Here is a 20166-nt window from a genome sequence, read left to right on the forward strand (position 1 = left end):
TTGCAATATTAGCAAGTGTGCAGATGAATGCTTGTTCGCGTTATCCTTGAGGTAGGCTTTAATTCCAACGCATCATGAAACTCTACAACTACTTCCGCTCCTCCGCTTCCTTTCGTGTGCGCATCGCGCTTGAGCTCAAAGGCTTGCCTTATGACTACATCAGTGTGCATCTGGCCAAAGGTGCTCATAAGCAGCCAGAATTCGCAGCGATTGCTGCTGCGGGTTTTGTACCTTTGTTGGAATTGGATGATGGCACGCGGCTCGATCAATCCCTAGCGATGATGGAATATCTGGACGAGTTGCGCCCCAGCCCTGCGCTCTTGCCCGCAGATGCACTGGGCCGCGCCCGTGTGCGAGCGCTGGCGCAAAGCATCGCCTGCGAGATTCATCCCCTGAACAATTTGCGCGTGCTGAAATATTTAGTGAAAGACATGGGGCAGAGCGACGAAGCGAAAAACGCTTGGTATGTACATTGGTGCAGAGTGGGGCTGGAGTCTTTTGAAAAGCAATTGAGCCAACTGCCGGCGAGCCAGTATTGCTATGGCGATACACCCACACTCGCAGATTGCTGCCTCGTGCCTCAAATCTTCAATGCACAGCGATTCAATACGCCCTTAAATGGCCTGCCGCGCACGATGGCCGCTTTTGACAATTGCATGAAGCTGCCAGCTTTCCAAAAAGCCTCGCCGGACAATTGTCCGGATTTTGAGGCTTGAGAACTCAAGCCGAGGCCATCAATTTCTTCACGTTGTCCATCGCCGCCATACCATTCGCGCGCAGATCCATGAGGATGGCGATTTTGTCGTGTTCGTCTTCTTCGATGCTGGCGGTCATCTTGCTGAAGCCGTCCAAGCGGCTGTCGGTCATCCACTGGCGAAGCTTTTTGTTTTGACTCCAGCTGACTTGGTTGACCATGTTGGCAATGCTGGCCGTCACGTAGCCTGAGAGATCGCGCGGGAAGGGGACGACGGCGCAGATCTTGTTTTTGAGGGCGTCATCGTCATAGTGCACTTCCACATAGGCGCAGACTGCGGCGCTGAAAGTGACCAGAGGGGCGCGCAGGAGCTGGGGCACGATGCGGCCGGGCTGAAACATCGGTTCGCTCGGACGCGGCTCCACGCCGGAGGCAGTGCAGTTGATGTAGAGCGTATTCGCGGGCATGGATTCGCGGCCTTCGGCTAGCACGAGGGCATCGCGCTCTATTACTTGCACGCGGCCTTTGCGGATGAATTGCTTGATTTGCCGCAAGAGCTGCACTTCGCCTTCCGACATGGTGGCGTAGTGAAACATGCGCGGCGTGTGCGTTGGATCGATGCGCAGCATTTGGCCAGAAGCTTCTAGGCGCTCAAAGAGATCGTCAATGCTCGTGGCCTCCGCAATCGCTTTCATTTGCTTGGCCACACCGCCAATCGAGTGCTCAAAAAACTCAATACCGGGCTGCGTGGTGATGCGATTGATGAGCCATGAATCACGCGGCATCACCCAATGAATACTCTCAGGAGATGCGCCACAGGTGAGCAACCAGACAGCGGCGTCCATCGCTGTTTTGCCTGCGCCCAAGATGCAAAAGTTCTTCGGGCGATCAACGCTCTGCCAAATTTGCGTGAGCTGCGTGGGTGTGACGAGGCGCACGCCATCGGCTACTTTGAATTTCGGCGGTGTGGTGGCGGGTACTTGAGGTGTGAAATACGTGGCATCGACCAGTTTTTTACGCACGGTGATTTGCGATTCCTGCCCTGAGAGGATGGATTGCACGCTGGCTTGCGCCTCTTGGATGCCCGAATAATTGCTCATCGGCAAATAGCGCACGCGGCCACTGGGCAGCAAGCTTTGGTGCATCACTTTATGAAAATAGCCAGTGACTTCCGCGCCACTGGCCAGCTCATACAAGCCAGCGTTATGCCCGACGGTGTCTTTGCGCCGCGAACCCAGTTCCAGTGAATTCACGCCGTAAAACGCCGAAGGCTGATGCAATGCCACGAAGGGATAAGCATCGTTCCAATGGCCGCCGGGCTGGGCATGTTTGTCCACAATGGTGATGTGCGCGTCGCTCTCTTTGAGCAGCGTGTCTGCAAACGAGAGGCCGGTGGCGCCTGCGCCGATGATGAGGTAATCTGTTTCGAAGCTGGCCATGGCGTTTCCTTGTGTTGATGATTCATGCTAGCAGACTCCATTCAGCTGCCTACAATGCGTTGTAACGATGACGACTACATCCACTCTTCAACCCAACTGGCCTGTGCCCGCCCATGTGCGCAGCGCTTGTAGCTTGCGCACGGGCGGTGTTTCGCTGCCTCCCTATGATTCTTTGAACCTAGGTGATCATGTGGGAGATGAGGCCAGCGCTGTGGCTCTCAACCGAGAGATTTATGCGAACACGCTGCAGGCCAAGCCAGTGTATTTGAAGCAGGTGCATGGCTTTGATGTGGTGAGGCTGGATGCTCATACGCCCGATGGTACGGTCGCGGATGCTTGCTTCACGACTGAGAAAAACGTGGCCTGCACGATCATGGTGGCAGATTGTTTGCCAGTGCTGTTTCGTAATCGTGAGGGCACGGTGGTGGGCGCGGCACATGCGGGCTGGCGCGGTTTGTGTGGCGAAGGCGGGCAGGGTGTTTTGGAGCAAGTTTTTAAGCATTTTGAGGCTCTAGCCGGCAAGGATACTGCGCAAAGTGCTACTAAATTTGTAGCAAACGATTGGCTGGTGTGGTTAGGCCCATGCATTGGACCTACAGCATTTGAAGTGGGCGCGGAGGTGCGTGAAGCTTTTGTTGCAGCTGATGCACAAGCTCAGACCTCTTTCAAATCGCATGGAGAAAAGTATCTGGCAGACTTGCCAGCGCTGGCTCGTCAGCGATTGACCCGTATGGGTATCACACAAATCTATGGCAACGACGGTAGCCTCACCTGGTGCACCGTCAGCAATTCGTCAAACTTCTTTTCGCACCGCCGAGACCGCGTCAGCGGGCGCTTCGCTGCCAGCGTCTGGTTGACCTGAAGCGGCTACTTGGGCGCGCAGTTGCTCAAGCTCTGCTTTCTCCTTCGCCCGAATCGCGCGCCTGCGCATCGGCGTGCCCATGAGGTACATCAAGATCACGCAGGGCAATACGCCGTAGAGAAAGAAAGTGACTATTGAGCCGAGCACCGTGCCATTGGGCGCGGTGGCTTCGGCCACACTCATCATGACGACGACATACATCCAAGCGATGGCGACTAAATACATATATTAGGTTTCTTGAGATTGACGAAGTTGCAGGCTTGAATATGCGCCGTTCTGCGGTTAGAGTGCATAAATGTCAGGCCGATAAATCAAAAAATGTTGCACTGCAGCAAAAATTTTGAGATACTCGGGTTTTCCCGAATAATTAAAGCAATCTGGAGACGAGTATGAATTTTGAGGCATTTGCGCCTTTTCAGTTGGATGCGCTCGCTTTACAGCAGCTGCAGCAAGGCTATTTGAAGGAAGTGCAAGCGTTGTGGGCAGGGGGCATGCAAGCGCAGCCAGTCAGTGACAGACGTTTCTCCAGCGAAGCTTGGGGTGCTAATCCGATTGCCAGCTTCACCACCGCGATGTATTTGCTCAATGCCCGCACGATGATGCAAATGGTGGATTGCGTGCAAGCCGATGAAAAAACCAAAGCCCGCCTGCGCTTTGCCACCGAGCAGCAAATCGCTGCCGCCTCGCCATCGAATTTTCTCGCGCTCAATCCTGATGCTTTGAAAAAAGCGCAAGAGACGCAAGGCCAGAGTATTGCGCAGGGCATGCAAAACATGCTCTCCGACATGCGACAAGGCCATATGTCGATGACGGATGAGAGCCAATTCGAAGTCGGCCGCAATGTGGGCACGACGGAGGGCGCTGTCGTTTTTGAGAATGAGCTGTTTCAACTCATTGAATACAAGCCGCTCACAAGCCAAGTGCATGAGAAACCTTTTCTCGTGATCCCGCCTTGCATCAACAAGTTTTATATTTTGGATTTGCAGCCTGCGAATTCCATGGTGCGTCATCTCGTGCAGGAGGGGCACCGCACCTTTGTGATCAGTTGGCGCAATCCGGATGAGAGTTTGCAGGACAAGACGTGGGATGATTACATCGAGCATGCCGCGATTTGCGCGATTGAGAAAGTGGCAGCACTCACGAAGCAAAAGCAAATCAACGCCTTGGGCTTTTGCGTTGGCGGCACGATTTTGGGCACGGCGCTCGCGGTGCTCGCGGCTCGTAAACAAAAGCCAGTGGCGAGCGCTACCTTCCTCACCACTTTCTTGGATTTCTCCGACACTGGCATCCTTGATATCTTCATCGACGAAGCCAGCGTGAAAATGCGCGAGCAGCAGTATGCAGCGGGCGGCTTGCTCAAAGGCCAAGAGCTGGCTTCGACCTTCAGCTTCCTTCGGCCCAATGATCTCGTGTGGAATTACGTGGTGGGCAATTATCTGAAAGGCGAAACACCACCGCCTTTTGATCTTCTGTATTGGAATTCCGATGCGACGAATTTGCCAGGCCCGTTTTACGCTTGGTATCTGCGAAATACGTATCTTGAAAACAATCTGCGCAAACCTGGCAAGCTCACGGTCTGCGGGCAAAAGCTGGATTTGAGCAAGATCGATATTCCCGCATACATCTACGGCTCGCGAGAAGACCATATCGTGCCGATTGGCGTGAACGGCGGCGGCGCGTATGCCAGCACGCAAATCCTAACTGGCAAAAAGCGCTTCGTGATGGGCGCAAGCGGCCACATTGCTGGCGTGATCAACGCGCCTGCTGCGAAGAAAAGATCACACTGGATCGGCAAAGAAAATCATTTCCCTGCTACACAAGCCGAATGGCTCAAGTCAGCGAAAGAACACCCCGGCAGCTGGTGGACCGATTGGTTCACATGGCTGAAACCTCAATCTGGCAAGCTTATTGCTGCACCTAAAACATATTCAGCCAAGGCCATCGAGCCTGCGCCGGGTAGGTACGTTAAGGCCAAGGCTTGATTGGCGAGGAAAAAAGATGAACGCAAAAGACGCAAAAAATACGCAAAAGGCGCAGAAAAGAAATGTGAAGAACTCGGTTTCTTCTTTTGCGCATTCTGCGTAACTTTTGCGCCTGTTGCGTTCTAACGCTTAGTTAACCGAAATCTATATTCAAAGGAAACAAACATGCAAGACATCGTCATCGTCTCCGCCGCACGCACCGCTGTCGGCAAATTCGGCGGCTCGCTCGCTAAGGTCAGCGCTCCAGAGCTGGGCGCCATCGCTATCAAAGAAGCCATTGCACGTGCGAAATTAACGCCTGAGCAAATTGGCGAAATCATCATGGGCCAAGTGCTCACCGCAGGCAGCGGGCAGAATCCTGCACGCCAAGCCATGATGAAGGCTGGCGTAGCGAAAGAAACGCCAGCGCTCACGATCAACGCCGTTTGCGGCTCAGGCCTCAAAGCCGTGATGCTTGCCGCACAAGCTGTGGCTTGGGGCGATAGCGAAATCGTCGTGGCGGGTGGTCAAGAAAACATGAGCGCTTCGCCTCACGTCGTGATGGGCTCGCGCGATGGTCAGCGCATGGGTGATTGGAAGATGATTGATTCCATGATCGTCGATGGCCTCTGGGATGTGTACAACCAATACCACATGGGCATCACGGCAGAGAACGTAGCAAAAGCCCACGGCATCACGCGTGACATGCAAGACGCGCTCGCTCTCGGCTCACAAACCAAGGCCGCTGCAGCGCAAGCAGCTGGCAAGTTTGCTGCCGAAATCGTCGATGTGGTGATTCCGCAGAAGAAGGGCGACGCAATCGTTTTCAATTCGGACGAATTCATCAACAAGAAAACCAATTTAGAAGCGCTCGCTGGCCTGCGCCCCGCGTTTGACAAAGCAGGCTCCGTCACAGCAGGAAATGCATCGGGTTTGAATGATGGCGCTGCAGCTGTCGTGGTGATGAGTGCTGCCAAAGCAGCAGCGCTTGGCCTCACGCCACTCGCACGCATTGTGAGCTTCGGCACCAGCGGCCTGGACCCTGCCACGATGGGCATGGGCCCTGTGCCTGCATCGCAGAAAGCTTTGCAGCGCGCAGGCTGGAAAGCGCAAGACGTGGATCTATTCGAACTCAACGAAGCCTTCGCCGCACAAGCCTGCGCTGTGAATAAAGCGCTTGATATCGATCCCGCCAAAGTCAACGTCAATGGCGGCGCCATTGCGATTGGTCACCCTATTGGCGCATCTGGCTGCCGCATCTTGGTCACGCTCTTGCACGAAATGCAGCGCAGCAATGCCAAGAAAGGCCTGGCCGCGCTGTGCATTGGCGGCGGCATGGGGGTTTCCCTGTGCGTTGAGCGTTGATCTTCCATTAGAGTGGACATCAAGGTTTTTAAGCATTATTGGCACTTTGCCGGCTACAAGTCTGCGCAGAGTGCTATTAAATTTATAGTGTCTGATTTCAAAGAGGAAACATCATGAGTCAAAAAGTAGCCTACGTCACGGGTGGTATGGGTGGCATCGGCACCTCGATTTGCCAAGCTCTGCACAAGCGTGGCTTCAAAGTCATCGCGGGTTGCGGCCCCACGCGCGACTTCAACAAATGGATTGCGGAGCAGGCTGCTCTTGGCTATACCTTCTACACCTCCGTGGGCAATGTGGCCGATTGGGAGTCCACCGTTGCTGCTTTCACCAAGGCCAAGGCCGAGCATGGCCCGATTGATGTGTTGGTGAATAACGCCGGTATCACGCGCGATCGCATGTTCCTCAAAATGACGCGCGATGATTGGGATGCTGTGATCGATACCAATCTCAACTCCATGTTCAACGTGACCAAGCAAGTCGTGCCCGATATGGTGGAAAAAGGCTGGGGTCGCATCATTCAGATCAGCTCGGTCAATGGCGAAAAAGGCCAAGCTGGCCAAACGAATTACTCGGCTGCCAAAGCGGGTATGCATGGCTTCACCATGGCGCTGGCGCAAGAGATGGCAGCCAAGGGCGTGACGGTGAACACCGTGAGCCCAGGCTACATTGGTACCGATATGGTCAAAGCCATCCGAGCCGATGTGCTGGAAAAAATCGTGGCGACGATTCCCGTGAAACGCCTTGGTACGCCAGAAGAAATTGGCGGTATTGTGGGCTGGCTCGCTGGCGATGAATCAGGCTTTACCACGGGTGCAGATTTTTCTTGCAACGGTGGTTTGCATATGGGTTGATTGCATCAATTGCAATCGCAAGCTCAAAGGCGGCCTTCGGGCCGTTTTTTTTTGAAGTAAAGTCAAGCTCTACTAATTTAACGAGACCTTGTTGAATCTAGGGTGGTTTACTTAAGAAAGAGGAGAAGTGCATGGCTGCAGTGATGTTTTATGAGAAGCCTGTTTTGCTGAATCGGGAGTCTCACAAGGCTAAGAAAATTGCTTCCAGTGGTAGCTTTGCGTTTGCAAGCAAAGCCAATTCTCTTTATATGGCGGGCGTGGAGTTTGTTGAGGCTTGCAAAGAATATCCGATTGTTTTTACTCAAGTGGGCAAAGGCAAGATCGTGCCCGTGGCTATGCTCGGTTTGCGCGAAGCGGAGAATCTCTTTGTGGACATGGATGGCCAATGGAAAGCGGGCTATGTGCCCGCTTTCGTGCGTCGCTACCCATTCGTGCTGGCAGAGCTGGAGGGCCAACAAATGGGGGTGTGCATCGATGAAGGTTACAGCGGTCTGAATGAAAAAGATGGTGAAGCGCTGTTTGACAGCAAGGGCAACAACACCCCTTTTCTTCAAAACGCATTGGATTTTCTGAATCGCTACCAAGTGGAGCATATGCGCACAGATCGCTTTTGCCAGCGCCTCAAGGAGATGGGCTTGCTGATGGAGATGAATGCCAAGGCAGATCTGTTTGATGGCACCAGCTTTACTGTCAATGGCCTGATGGTGGTGGATGAGCGAAAGCTGCTACAGCTGACCGATGCACAAGCATTGGAGGTGTTCCGCTCGGGAGAGTTGTCTTGGATTTATGCGCACCTGGTCTCACTGTCGAATTTGAACCGTTTGGTCGATAAGCTGGCGGATTCCAAGCGCACGACGGCTGCAGCGGCCATACCCGACGCGCCATTACCCACACAGCTATCCACCCCCGTTTGATCGGAGCGCCAGATGTCTGCCCTTCCTCCTGTAGCTACCAGCGTAGCCGTGCAAACTGGCACGCAGATCGGCGCGAATGCCGACAATCAAGCGATTGCCGATGCCTACGACAGTGTGCCCTACCAATCCAAGCCATTTGCGCAAAGTGCGCCTGAGCAACTGGCAGTGATGGCTACGCTGTTTGGTCTTACTCCCCCTGATTTTCGCAATGCGCGTGTGCTGGAGCTAGGTTGCTCTGCCGGCGGCAATTTGATTCCTTTGGCAGCGAAGTATCCCGGTGTGAAGGCCGTGGGTCTGGATATTTCCAAAGTGGAAATTGAGCATGGTCAAGAAGTGATCAAAAAGGCGGGCATCAACAATTGCGAGTTGAAAGCGCTGGATATCGTGAAGGCGCAAGCGGAAATCAAAGGGCAGTTTGATTACATCATTTGCCATGGTGTGTTCAGTTGGGTGCCCGAGCCTGTGCGCCATGCGATTCTTGATGTGATCCGGGATCATCTTTCGCCAACTGGCGTGGCGTATGTGAGCTACAACGTGTATCCCGGTTGGAAGACGCGAGAAGTGATCCGCGAGATGATGATGTTTCATGCCAATGGCCGCGCCACGCCCGCTGAAAAACTTCAACAAGCCAAAGCGATCTTGGAGTACACCAAAAACCTGAGTGCAGAGCAGTCCACCTATGGGAAGTTGCTGCGTGATGAGGCCGCACAAGTAGGACGTGCGGAAGACTATTACCTCTATCACGAGTATTTGGAGATTGAAAATAACCCCATGTATTTCCGTGATTTCATCAGTCTTGCAGGCGCACGCAAGCTGGCGTATCTCGGCGAAGCGGGGCTCTCGGATATGGCACCGCAGCGCTTAGGCAAGGAGGTGCATGACACGCTGGGCATGCTCTCTGGCGGCAACATCTTGGCCACCGAGCAATACATGGATTTCTTCACCAACCGTACGTTCCGCCAAACGCTGCTCGTGCATGAAGCGCAAACAGCCAAGATCAATCGTGGTTTGAGTCCGCAATCGATGCGCGCATTTGCAGTCAGCACCACACTGTTTCCAGATCCTGAATTCAAGCCAATGGCAGGGCAATTGCCCTTGGCGCAATACAAAGACAATTTTGGCCGCAGCTTGGGCGTTAACAGCGCTTTATCGCTTGCGCTGATCAAAGTCTTGGTGGAAGCCAAACCAGGCTCGATGGCCTTTGGCAAGATGGTCCAAAAGCTCAAGGCCACAGTTGCTGGCTTGGCGGCCAACTCAGATGAGGCCATCAACGATGCAATAGGCATGGAGCTGATGAATTTGTTGGTGCAAAACGTCATCAAACTCTCTCTGGAAGAGACCGTGACGCCTGCCATCAGTGCGCAGCCCAAGGCCTATAGGCTTGCGCTCGCACAAGCGGAGTTGGGACAGAACTGGGCCACCAATTTGCTGCATCAACCCGTCAGCATTTCGCCTGCGCATCGCAGCGTGCTGGCATTGCTGGATGGCACACGCGATCAGGCCGCTTTGCAAGCTGAGCTACTCGCCCAGCTCAAAGATGGCCGTTTAACCGCCAATCGCGGGCAAGAGCGCATCACAGCAGAGCCAGAATTGGCGCAACTCTCTCGCCAATTCTGCGCCCAAGCACTGCATGATTTGCAGCAAATGATGGTGCTTGTTGCTTGATTTGAGCGCAACAAAAGAAAAAGCCTGATTGCTAACCACTGAGGTTGTCAATCAGGCTTTCATTTTTGGTGCCGGAGAGATGAATCGAACACCCGACCTTCTCATTACGAATGAGCTGCTCTACCGACTGAGCTACACCGGCTTTTCAATCAAAAAAACGTGTCGTTTTCTGACAAGCCTCAGATTATAGCGCGCTTGATCACGGCCAAGGCATCCATGGAATCAACGGGATTCGGCCTGTCGCGATCTAAGCTGTCGAAAAAATGAATGGAGGCAATATTTGTTTGCAGCCAAGCCAATTCTTCGTTCTTGAGCACGGTTTGAATGGCTTGCGCAGTGCTCTCGTGCGCCAATCCTTTGAGCAGTTGGCGAGTTTTGGAGATGCCAGGTAACTCAATATCGCTGGGCTGGTAATGCAAATCTTCGATCACATATGCACCCGTAGGATGGAGATAGGGCAGGAGTGTGACCAAAGTGATTTGCTGATGCGCGGAGCTGTGGCTGCCGTCGTCGATGATCAAATCAAATGCTCCCCCAAAGCGCTGGCATGCTTGCTCTGCTGCGAGATTCAAGCTGGCACGGTCTGATTGATCTGCTCTCCAGGTTTGAATACGATCGTGTTGCAGGCTAGAAAAATCTTCAATATCAAAACCTGCGATCAATGCGCGCGGCAAGTAATGTGCCCACATCTGGAGTGATGGCGCAACACTGAAGCTGCCATGTTGCGATTTTGTGCTTTGGTGCAGAGCCGGATGCAGTAAGCCAATCTCGAGGATGCGCAGTGGCTGTTCCCGCACATTTCTCAGCAAACTTTCGTAGATACGCGTGTAGCCATGCGCATTGAGCGTGTTGAAACCTTTGTCTGTGCCGTAGTGATCAGCCAGTTGATGCAGAGTGGGCTGGTTCATGATGGGGGAGGCGTGGCCATTTTGGCGTTGCGATTCCAAAACTGGGTGCAAGCATTGATGGTTTCAAATTCCTGGCACAGCTCTAAGACCAGATTGCGCAAAAGTGCTTGGATAGACTCGATGCTGCATTGGTCATTGGCGCGGCTCATTTCAAAACGAAGCTCTCGTTGTGCGCATTCTAGCGCGCCATGTAAGGCATCAGACGCAGCAGATTCAGCCAAACTGAGATGGTCGTCAGACGTGGCTCTGATCTGAGCAAAGCCAGATTGTTTGCCTAAATTTATCCAATCAGCATCACACGTGCTGGCGTAGGATTCCTCACAAAACGCCTCAAGTGCATACATGCCAGCGATGGGGCTGTGACTGAAATCAACCAAGCTCTGCAGAGAAATGTTTGCAACGGAGCTGGCGCTGGGATAGCGAAGCAAATGACAGAGCTGAAACTCCATGGCAAAACCCGTGGTTCGTTGCAAATCTGCCCAAGATGCCCCCGAGCCCACTAAGTCTGCAACGAGCGTGTCTCGGGAAACGCAAGACTTGAGCATCGAGACCGCAGTATGGGGCGAGGTTTGCATCAAGCGCCGTGAAAGTGCCACGCGCGTGGTGGGCGTTTGACCGTCAATCGCCTGAAATACTGACTGCCAAACAGCACCATCACGCCCGACAAAAACCACGGATGTTTTGCCTTCTTGCTTCATGAGCGCATTCAAGAGCAAACAGCCTAGAGCCAAGATCGGCACGACATGGCTGCACATAACAGAAAGGATTTTCTCAAACGGTGCATTGAGCTGAGGAACGCACTGCAGCCGGGTGCTCCGACAGGCGCGTGCCACGCTGTGAAGGCCGATGGTGGCCAAGCTTTGCTCGGTGGCTTGCAAATGCGCCCAGTCGAAAATCGTGGCTTGATGGCCATGGGCTTGTGCTTGTGCAAAGTCGCTGTGAGCGTTGTCGCCAAGATGCTGAGCAACAAGGCCTTGGCTTGCCAGTGCTTGCCAGAAACTGCCGTTGTGTTTGTCTTGGTTACTGATGTGGATGCTAGGCATCCAACGCTTGGAAAAGGATCGTGCAGCACCTGAGTAAAGGCGTTCAATCACCCAAGCAGGATGATGCATATCAGAGACCACGATAGATGCTCGATCTAGTTGATCCATTGCGCGCAGCACGGGCAGGCATTCAGCATACTCGCGCTCGTATTCCAGTTGCGCCAGTTGAGCCGCATTCATCGGGCTCCCTGCCATATTGCTGAGCGCTAAACGGTAGATGTCTTGCGTGCTGTGCGGCGTTTGGCTCAGCCAGAGTTGATGGCCAGCACGGCTGCGCGATTCAGCCAAGCCTGGGATGCGGCTGATAGTTTCTACGGCTTCATACACGGACAGCGGTGAGATGCAGCGACGTGCGATCAACGTATCAAACAGATCGAACGTGCGCAGCATGATGGCGCTAGCTGTTGTGATACTGGGTGACGCGCTCGACCTCGTTTTTCGAGCCGAGGATCACGCTCACGCGTTCATGGAGCTTGGTAGGCTGAATGTCCATGATGCGCTGCTTGCCATTGGTGGCTGCGCCGCCGGCTTGCTCGACCAGCCAGCTCATGGGGTTGGCTTCGTACATGAGGCGCAGTTTGCCGGCTTTCTCGGGCTCACGCTTATCCCAGGGATACATGAAGATGCCGCCGCGTGTGAGGATGCGGTGCACATCAGCCACCATGGCGGCGATCCAGCGCATGTTGAAATCTTTGCCGCGCGGGCCGTCTTTGCCAGCCAAGCATTCGTCAATGTAGCGGCGCACGGGAGGAGCCCAGTGGCGCATATTGCTCATGTTGATAGCGAATTCTTTGGTGTCTTCGGGGATGCGTACATCGCTGTCGGTGAGCACGAAGCTGCCTTGCTCACGGTCGAGTGTGAACATCACCACGCCTGCGCCCACGGTGAGCACGAGGGTGGTTTGCGGGCCGTAGATGCAGTAGCCTGCGGCGACTTGTTTGGCGCCAGCTTGCAGGAAGTCTTGCTCAGTCACGGCATTCGAGCCCTCGGGCTTTTTGAGCACGCTGAAGATCGTGCCGATGCTCACGTTGATGTCGATGTTCGATGAGCCATCGAGCGGATCAAACAGCAGCAGGTATTCGCCTTGTGGGTAGCGATTGGGCACGACGTAGATGCTGTCCATCTCCTCGCTGGCCATGGCCGCCAGATGCCCACCCCATTCGTTGGCTTCGATCAGCACTTCGTTGGCGATGATGTCGAGTTTCTTCTGCATCTCGCCTTGCACGTTTTCCGTCTCCGCGCCACCGAGCACATCGCCCAAAGCGCCTTTATTGACGGCATGGCTGATGCGCTTGCAGGCGCGTGCGACGATTTCTAGGAGCAGGCGAAGTTTCGGGGGAATCTGGCCTTGTGGGACAGATTCGTTTTTACTTTCGCGTTGTTTTTCTAGGAGGTACCGGGAGAGGGAGATGGGTTTGTTCATAGGTTTTTTATTGGGTAGAGGAGAACGCAAAAGTCGCAGAAGTACGCAGAAGACGCAAAAGATAAATCAAAAAAACCTTTGGCGTCTTTTGCGTTGTTTTGCGAATTTTGCGTTCTATTGTTAAGCAAGTCCATTGACCGAATCAAACAGCTAAAGCCCGTGAGACGACCTCACGCACGTCGCTACTCAAATCGCTCTTGGCAGCGACTCGTTCAATCGCATGCTTGGCAGCATCTTGATAAGGCTGTGCGAGTTTCTTCCAACGATCCAGGGCGCGAGCCAAGCGGGCGGCTACTTGGGGGTTGAGGGCATCTAAGGCCAGCACTTGATCAGCCCAGAAGACATAGCCCGCTGCATCGGCGCGGTGGAATGCGGCAGGATTGGCGCTGCAGTAGCTGAAGATCAGGCTGCGGGCGCGGTTGGGGTTTTTGATATTGAAATCGGGGTGCTGCATGAGCGTGCGCACCTTAGGCAGGATATCGCCGCCTGCATCGGAGCTGCCGGCTTGCAAGGCGAACCATTTGTCGATCACCAAAGCTTCTTGCTGAAAGAGGCTGTGGAATTTGGCCAAGGCTGGCTCGGCATGCTGGCTGCGGCTTGCGACGAGGGCACTCAATGCGCCGAAGCGGTCTGTCATGTTGCCGGCATCTTTGAAGCGTTGGTAGGCTTTGCCGTGCCAGACTTCGCGTGCTTGGCCTTCAGATCCTAAGCAGAGCATGTGCAGGGCGAGATTGGCGAGTGAGCGACGACCCGCTTGAACAGCATCGGGTGTGTAGCTGCCGGTGTCTTTGTTGGCTTCATAGGTGGCTGCCCAATCGTCATGGAGAGCAACAGCCAATGCATGGCGCATGCCTTCACGCACTGCGTGAATGGCTTGTGGATCGACTGCCTCGAGCTGCTCAGCAATATACGTCTCGGAGGGCAGGGTGAGCACGAGCTCTTTGAAGGCGGCATCGAGCGATGCATCGCGCAGCACTTCGCGCAAAGCAGCTACGAACTTACTTTGAACAAAGTTTTTAGTGTCAAAATGGCCAATCGACGGCATAGAATCTGCGCGAGATGCTATCAAATGCATAGCGTTGAGCGCGGCTTGCATGGCCAATCGCTGCGCGGCCTCCCAGCGATTGAAGGGGTCGTTGTCTGCTCCAAGCAGAGCGAGGAGTTGATCTTCGCTGTAATCGAATTCCAAAATCACGGGCGCTGAGAAGCCGCGAAACAGCGAGGGCACGGGCTCAGTGGGCACGCCGATAAACTGCAAAACCTCCTGTGCTTGCGTGAGCACAATGGTGCGCTGGCCATGCACGGGCTGCGCTTCGTGAGCGAGCTGTAAAGCCATGTCTTGGCCAGTTGTGGGATTCAGCAGCCCGAGCGCGAGCGGGAGCACGAAAGGCTCTTTGTTCGGCTGACCTGGCGTGGGAGGACATGTTTGTGTGAGGCTTAGTGTGTAGGTCTGTGCGGCAGCGTCGTACACGCCCTTGGCCGCAACACGCGGCGTGCCTGCTTGGGCATACCAGCGCAGGAATTGCGGTAGTAGCTTCTGCAGCGCAGAACCTGGGTTGGCGGCGGCAATCGCATTGGCGAAATCATCACAAGTGACTGCTTGACCATCGTGGCGCTTGAAATACTCGGCCATACCTTTCGTAAAACCAGAGCGGCCAACCAAACTCTGCATCATACGAACGACTTCTGCGCCTTTTTCGTAGATCGTGACGGTGTAGAAATTATTGATTTCTTGGTATTGATCGGGGCGAACGGGGTGTGCCATCGGCCCTGCATCTTCTGGGAACTGGGCTTGACGCAGCACGCGCACATCTTCAATGCGCTTGACCGCTCTTGCGGATGGATTGGGGCAGAGGTCTTGTGAGAACTCCTGATCTCGGAAGACGGTGAGACCTTCCTTCAGAGAGAGCTGAAACCAATCGCGGCAGGTGATGCGGTTGCCCGTCCAGTTGTGGAAATACTCGTGGCCGACGACGCTTTCGATGTTGGCGTAATCCACATCAGTGGCCGTGGCTGGGTTGGCCAACACGTATTTGGTGTTGAAGATGTTGAGGCCTTTGTTTTCCATCGCGCCCATGTTGAAATCGCTGGTGGCGACGATCATGAAGCGCTCTAGATCGAGCGGGAGATTGAAGCGCGCTTCATCCCAAGCAACGGATGCCATCAGTGAATTCATGGCGTGCTCGGTTTTATCCAAATCACCGGGGCGCACGAAGACTTGCAACAAATGATCTTTGCCTGAGCGCGAGGTGATACGCTGCTCTCTAGCGACGAGTTTACCGGCGACGAGAGCGAAGAGGTAGCAGGGCTTTTTGTGCGGATCGATCCATTTGGCGAAATGCTTACCTTCTGGCAGATCGCCGCTTTCGACCAGATTGCCATTGGAGAGAAGCACAGGATAGAGCGCTTTATCAGCCCGCAGCGTCACGCTGTATGAAGCCATCACATCGGGGCGATCTAGGAAGTAAGTGATGCGTCGAAAGCCTTCTGCTTCGCATTGCGTGAAGAAGGTGTCTTGGCTCACATACAGGCCCGTGAGCGAGGTGTTTTTACTGGGATTGCAGGTGGTGAAGATCTCCAGATCGCACTCAAAGGGTAGCCCATCGAGCACTAGAGTCTCACCATCCATCTTGAACGAGCAGCCAGCGCCGTTGACCAGCACGCGAGCGAGATTGAGCTCGACACCTTCTAGGCGCAAAGCTGCATCTGCAGCAGCATCCGCATTGCGGCGAATATGCATTTTGCTGAGCACACGCGTTTTGGCGGGATCGAGATCAAACGTCAGGTCAACCGTGTCGATCCAAAACGGCGGCGGCGTGTAGTCTTCACGCTTAACGAGGGTGGGGGTGGCAGAGCCTTCCTTGAACATAAGTTTCTTTCTTGTTTAATCTGCGATGCGTAGGCTCTGCAAAAAGCCCTGCGCTATCAATTCTTCGTAATTTTTCACGGCAGCGATCACATGATCACCCGCCAGCTCAGCGGCAGAATGCGTGCTGCAAATCGCCACAGCGCGCATGCCCGCGCGCAGCGCTGCTTCAATTCCCAAAGGCGCATCTTCAAAGACAATTGCACCGTTTGGCCTCACAGATACTGCGCGAGCAGCTTCCAAAAAGATAGCGGGCTCGGGCTTGCCCGGCAACCCCATATCACCGCGAATCACGGCTTGCGGGGCTTGTGGCAGCTTCAAGTGAGATAGGGCGAATTCGACGTTATGGATGTCACCCGCCGTGCCTACAGCGATCTTCAGGCCTAAATCGCGAGCAGCCGCTTCAAACGCCTTGAAACCGCGCACCTCAGCAAACACAGGTGCAAACATATCGCGGTAAATCTGCTCTTTCTCCTGCACCAGCGGTAGCGCCTCGGCAACGCTCATCACGCGGCCAAAGAGCTCACCCATGCATTCCGTGCCCGTGCGTCCGGTGGTGCGGCGCATGAGCTCAGGCAAATCCATCTTCACACCATGCCGTTGCGCAAACACTTCCCACGAACGCGCGTGAAAAGGCATGGAGTCGATCATGGTGCCATCCATGTCGAAGATCAGGGCTTGGGTCAAGGGTGAATTAGTCACCCTTTGATTTTACGGGGTGAAATCGGGTGTCAAGATATCTTAAAACCTGCTCTCAAAAAGCCACGAAACCTGGCTCTGCCGCCGCGCACTGGCTGATCGGTGAGTTGGTAATCTGGAAAGCGCTGCAGGAAGCTGGAAACGGCGATACGGCCTTCCAGGCGTGCGAGGGACAGGCCTGCGCATTGGTGGATGCCGTAGCCAAAGGCGAGGTGTTTGTTAGGGCTTCTGTCCAGCTGGAGCGCATTGGCTTGAGTAAAGACGCTGGGATCACGGTTGGCTGCGCCAATGCACAAAGTCAGTAGCGTGCCAGCTGGATAAGTCTGGCCACCGAGCTCGAAATCATAGGTTGCGCGGCGGTTGCCAAGCTGGTTGCTGGATTCGAAACGCAGGAATTCGTCGATGGCGGTATCCCATCTTGCTTCAATACTCGAATTTCGATCAAAATCAGTGGTTTGCTGGCGTACTTCCTGCGCAGAGTGCTCATGAATTGATAGCAAATACGAAAGTGCTTGAGGATGCTCTTGCAGGGCGATGAGAGCATTGCCGATCAGATTGGTGGTGGTTTCGTGGCCGGCGTTGAGGATGAAGATGCAGTTTTGCAGCAGCTCGATCTCGGTCAGCTCAGCTTCGCTTTGGATGAGTCGCGTGAGCACATCATGCTCGGGGTCTCCGGGGTGTTGGCGGCGCTCTTTCACCAAGCCTTGCAGATAGGATTTGAATTCGCGCACACTGCTGTTTCCCAGCTCTTCTTGCTCTCGTGAAAGCTTGGGCTCGAGCGCGCCAAGGATGGCAAGACTCCAATCGCGCAGAGGTTCGCGGTCTGTATGTGGGATGCCCAGCAGATTGCCAATGATTTCCACCGGGATCGCCGAAGCAAAATCTTCGATCAGATCACCATCGCCTTGTTCTTCGATGCGATCCAGCAGGCCATTGACCAGCGCAATCAAGCCGGCTTCCATCTGAGCGATGGCGCGGCGTGAGAGTGCGCCCATGATGATTTTTCTCACTCGGGTGTGCAGCGGTGGATCGTTGAAGACGAGGCTGGTGGTGTGGTGCTCGTGCAAAGGCGAACCCGCACCGTACTTCGGCGTAAATTCCGCTTGCTTATCCGAGCTGAAAGTTTGCGCATCCTTGTAAACACTCACCAAATCCGCATGGCGGGTGAGAAACAAGCTGCCATCAGGCATGCGGCGAATCGGTTCATGCTCACGCAGCCAATCGTAGATGGGATAGGGGTTGGCGTAAAACTCTTGCGGCAGATTGCGCAGATCAAAGCTACGAGCGATTTCTTCGGCGCGTTGTGCAGAGAGCGAAGGCGTGATGCACGAGATAGACATTTTTTGATCAAAATTGGCTGATCGCCGGCATAGATACTGCGCGGATTGCTATTGAATTGATAGTCAATCAGCTTTCACGCGCCCCGATGTCATCACAGGTTTCCAGCGGGCGATTTCGCTCGTGATGAGTTGGCCGTAGGCTTCAGGCGTTGTGGGTGTGGCGATAGCGCCTTCTGAATTCAATCGGGCTCTAAGTGCATCGGAGCTCAGCGCTGAATTGATCTGCGCATTGAGCTTCATCACCACATCGCGTGGCGTGCCTGCAGGCGCGACGACGCCATACCATTGGTCTGCTTCAAAATCTTTGAGTCCCAGTGCTTCATTCACCGTGGGCAGATCTGGCAGAGCATCCAGCCGCTTGGGCGAAGAGACGGCGAGTGCGCGCAATGTGCCTGCCTTGATATGCGTCACGAGCGCGGGAGCGCCTGTGAACATCAGCTGTATTTGCCCGGAGATTAAATCGTTCACAGCTGGCGCCGTGCCGCGATAGGGAATATGCACGATGCTCGTGCCCGTCTGCATCTTGAAATACTCGGTGGCCAGGTTGGCCGCGCTGCCATTGCCACCTGAGCCATAGTTCAAACGGCCAGGGTTAGATTTCAAATAAGCCACGAGCTCACGCAGATTTTTCACGGGCACATTGGGATGCACCACCAACACATTGGGGACGCGCGCAACCCAAGCAACGGGCGCGTAATCTTTCACAGGGTCATATGGCAGCTTGGGGTAGAGGCTGGGGTTGACGGCGAGCGTGCCGATGTGTCCCATCATCAACGTGTAGCCATCGGCATTGGCCTTGGCCGCGCGATCTGCGCCAATGCTGCCGCCTGCGCCGGGCACGTTGTCCACAACGATGCTTTGATTCCACGCTTTGCCCAGCTCTAAGCTGATAGCCCGCGCCAAGATGTCCGTCGTGCCGCCCGGTGTGAAAGGCACGATCATGCGCACAGGCTTGTTGGGATAAGCCGGGGTGCTTGGGTTGGTTTGAGCCCAGATTTGGGAGAAAAACAGGGCCATTGCCGGCAAGGATATTGCGCAGCGTGCTATGGATTTGATAGTTATTGGCATTATGTCTGGGTCACGATCAGAGGTTTGGCCAAGCTGCTGATGAGATCCAACATGGCGCGTTGCGTGAGCGTGCTAGGGCGTTGGGCACTGGTGGCGATCGACAGGCGCGATAGCAAGCCATCGATCTGAGCGATCTCAAATCTTTGCATAGCCGCCGTGCCGCCCGAGGCCGACATCACCGCGCTTTGGGGCAATACCGCGCAACCCGCGCCATCAGCCACAAGCTCCAATATCGCAGACACGCCGTCAATTTCCAAAGCGATCGTGGGACGCAGCCCAAGATCGCCCAAGCGCGTTTCGACCAAATTGCGAATGGCATTCGGGCGTGTGGGAATCACCAGCGGCAAAGCCGCAATACCCTCCAAAGCAACTTTTTCAGTTTTCACTTTTTTGGTCGCACTCACGCCGCGCTGAGCCTTGACATTCACAGCGGTAGGTTTGACCAAATACAGCGCCTCTTCGAGCAGCGGCACCAGCTCGACATCGGAGGAAGGCATCGCGTTGTAAAGCAAGGCGATGTCCAGCCGGCCATTGATCAAGGCCTCTTGCATAGCCACGGAGAGGCCTTCACTGATGGCGATCGTCGCCTCAGGCAATTGCTTGCGAAATTCTCGTGTGAGCGGCACAGCCAGCACGCGCGCCACACTGGTGGGCATGCCCACGGCCACGCGGCCAGACAGCCCGCCACGCACGCGTCCCAAATCTTCCTTCGCTCGCTCGACCTGATGCAAGATGCCCCGCCCATGCTCGAGCATGAGCTTGCCCGCTTCTGTTGGCACGGCGCCTCGTCCATTGCGGGTGAGCAAGTTTTGCCGCAGCTCCACTTCGAGCAGACGCACTTGGCGCGAGAGCGCGGGCTGGGCAATGCGCAGCTGCTGAGCGGCTCGCGTGAAGCTACCTAATTCAGCAACGCGGACGAAATATTCGAGTTGGCGTAAGTCCATGCCCGCATATTGCGCGCTATTTAACATTTTAGGCATGGGAAAACTACTGATATTGAGCTTATTTATAACTGCTAGCGGCTATGCCCGTTTCTATGTTTACTTAAAACTGAAAAAATACGCACAA

17 protein-coding genes and 1 tRNA gene are annotated in these 20166 nt (G+C 54.6%); 7 read left to right on the plus strand and 11 right to left on the minus strand.

Features of this window, described 5'->3' with window-relative positions:
* Window positions 1-74: 74 nt before the first annotated feature.
* Complete coding sequence (maiA, locus tag KIH26_RS13015; RefSeq protein WP_213445842.1) at window positions 75-716, plus strand: maleylacetoacetate isomerase; 642 nt, start codon at window positions 75-77, stop codon at window positions 714-716.
* A 4-nt stretch (window positions 717-720) separates the two neighbouring features.
* Here the strand turns inward: maiA and KIH26_RS13020 are convergent, their stop codons facing one another.
* Complete coding sequence (locus KIH26_RS13020; protein ID WP_213445844.1) at window positions 721-2133, minus strand: NAD(P)-binding protein; 1413 nt, start codon at window positions 2131-2133, stop codon at window positions 721-723.
* Window positions 2134-2200: 67 nt separating this feature from the next.
* On the opposite strand from KIH26_RS13020, the gene pgeF reads away from it, so the two are divergent.
* A complete protein-coding gene (gene pgeF, locus KIH26_RS13025; RefSeq protein WP_213445845.1) occupies window positions 2201-2995 on the plus strand; it encodes a peptidoglycan editing factor PgeF in 795 nt (264 codons plus the stop codon).
* Here the strand turns inward: pgeF and KIH26_RS13030 are convergent.
* A complete protein-coding gene (locus KIH26_RS13030; RefSeq protein WP_213445847.1) occupies window positions 2927-3220 on the minus strand; it encodes a hypothetical protein in 294 nt (97 codons plus the stop codon). The genes pgeF and KIH26_RS13030 overlap by 69 nt on opposite strands.
* Window positions 3221-3384: 164 nt before the next feature.
* Between KIH26_RS13030 and KIH26_RS13035 the strand changes: the two genes are divergently transcribed.
* The 5 genes from KIH26_RS13035 to KIH26_RS13055 all read left to right on the plus strand — a co-directional run bounded on the left by KIH26_RS13035 (window position 3385) and on the right by KIH26_RS13055 (window position 9751).
* Window positions 3385-4977, plus strand: coding sequence for a PHA/PHB synthase family protein (locus KIH26_RS13035; protein ID WP_213445849.1), 1593 nt, complete (start codon window positions 3385-3387; stop codon window positions 4975-4977).
* 165 nt (window positions 4978-5142) lie between these two features.
* Window positions 5143-6321 (plus strand): acetyl-CoA C-acetyltransferase, encoded by a 1179-nt coding sequence (locus KIH26_RS13040; RefSeq protein ID WP_213445851.1) that lies wholly within the window; start codon window positions 5143-5145, stop codon window positions 6319-6321.
* A gap of 113 nt (window positions 6322-6434) precedes the next feature.
* Window positions 6435-7172, plus strand: coding sequence for an acetoacetyl-CoA reductase (phbB, locus tag KIH26_RS13045; RefSeq protein ID WP_213445853.1), 738 nt, complete (start codon window positions 6435-6437; stop codon window positions 7170-7172).
* A gap of 131 nt (window positions 7173-7303) precedes the next feature.
* Window positions 7304-8086: a SapC family protein gene (locus KIH26_RS13050; protein ID WP_213445855.1), complete on the plus strand. Its 783-nt coding sequence runs from the start codon at window positions 7304-7306 to the stop codon at window positions 8084-8086.
* A 12-nt stretch (window positions 8087-8098) separates the two neighbouring features.
* Complete coding sequence (locus KIH26_RS13055) at window positions 8099-9751, plus strand: methyltransferase regulatory domain-containing protein (protein WP_213445856.1); 1653 nt, start codon at window positions 8099-8101, stop codon at window positions 9749-9751.
* A 66-nt stretch (window positions 9752-9817) separates the two neighbouring features.
* Here the strand turns inward: KIH26_RS13055 and KIH26_RS13060 are convergent.
* From KIH26_RS13060 to KIH26_RS13100, 9 genes are all read right to left on the minus strand, one after another.
* A tRNA-Thr gene (locus tag KIH26_RS13060) sits at window positions 9818-9893 on the minus strand.
* 37 nt (window positions 9894-9930) lie between these two features.
* Window positions 9931-10659, minus strand: coding sequence for a hypothetical protein (locus KIH26_RS13065; RefSeq protein WP_213445858.1), 729 nt, complete (start codon window positions 10657-10659; stop codon window positions 9931-9933).
* On the minus strand, window positions 10656-12092 hold the full coding sequence (locus KIH26_RS13070) for a hypothetical protein (RefSeq protein WP_213445860.1): 1437 nt from the start codon (window positions 12090-12092) through the stop codon (window positions 10656-10658). The genes KIH26_RS13065 and KIH26_RS13070 overlap by 4 nt, the downstream gene beginning before the upstream one ends.
* A gap of 7 nt (window positions 12093-12099) precedes the next feature.
* Window positions 12100-13125 (minus strand): class 1 fructose-bisphosphatase, encoded by a 1026-nt coding sequence (locus tag KIH26_RS13075; protein ID WP_213445862.1) that lies wholly within the window; start codon window positions 13123-13125, stop codon window positions 12100-12102.
* Window positions 13126-13267: 142 nt separating this feature from the next.
* Entirely contained in the window at window positions 13268-15994 is a 2727-nt protein-coding gene (gene pepN / locus KIH26_RS13080; protein WP_213445864.1) for an aminopeptidase N, read from the minus strand.
* 15 nt (window positions 15995-16009) lie between these two features.
* Entirely contained in the window at window positions 16010-16693 is a 684-nt protein-coding gene (locus KIH26_RS13085; protein ID WP_349627878.1) for an HAD family hydrolase, read from the minus strand.
* Between the two features lie 29 nt (window positions 16694-16722).
* A complete protein-coding gene (locus KIH26_RS13090; protein WP_213445865.1) occupies window positions 16723-18030 on the minus strand; it encodes a cytochrome P450 in 1308 nt (435 codons plus the stop codon).
* Window positions 18031-18093: 63 nt separating this feature from the next.
* Window positions 18094-19098, minus strand: coding sequence for a tripartite tricarboxylate transporter substrate binding protein (locus tag KIH26_RS13095; RefSeq protein WP_213445867.1), 1005 nt, complete (start codon window positions 19096-19098; stop codon window positions 18094-18096).
* Window positions 19098-20042 carry a LysR substrate-binding domain-containing protein gene (locus tag KIH26_RS13100; RefSeq protein WP_213446071.1) on the minus strand — a complete coding sequence of 315 codons (945 nt, stop codon included), beginning with the start codon at window positions 20040-20042 and terminating at the stop codon, window positions 19098-19100. The genes KIH26_RS13095 and KIH26_RS13100 overlap by 1 nt, the downstream gene beginning before the upstream one ends.
* Window positions 20043-20166 lie beyond the last annotated feature (124 nt).

This window comes from Variovorax sp. PCZ-1 (assembly GCF_018413605.1).
GTDB lineage: Bacteria > Pseudomonadota > Gammaproteobacteria > Burkholderiales > Burkholderiaceae_C > JANMDU01.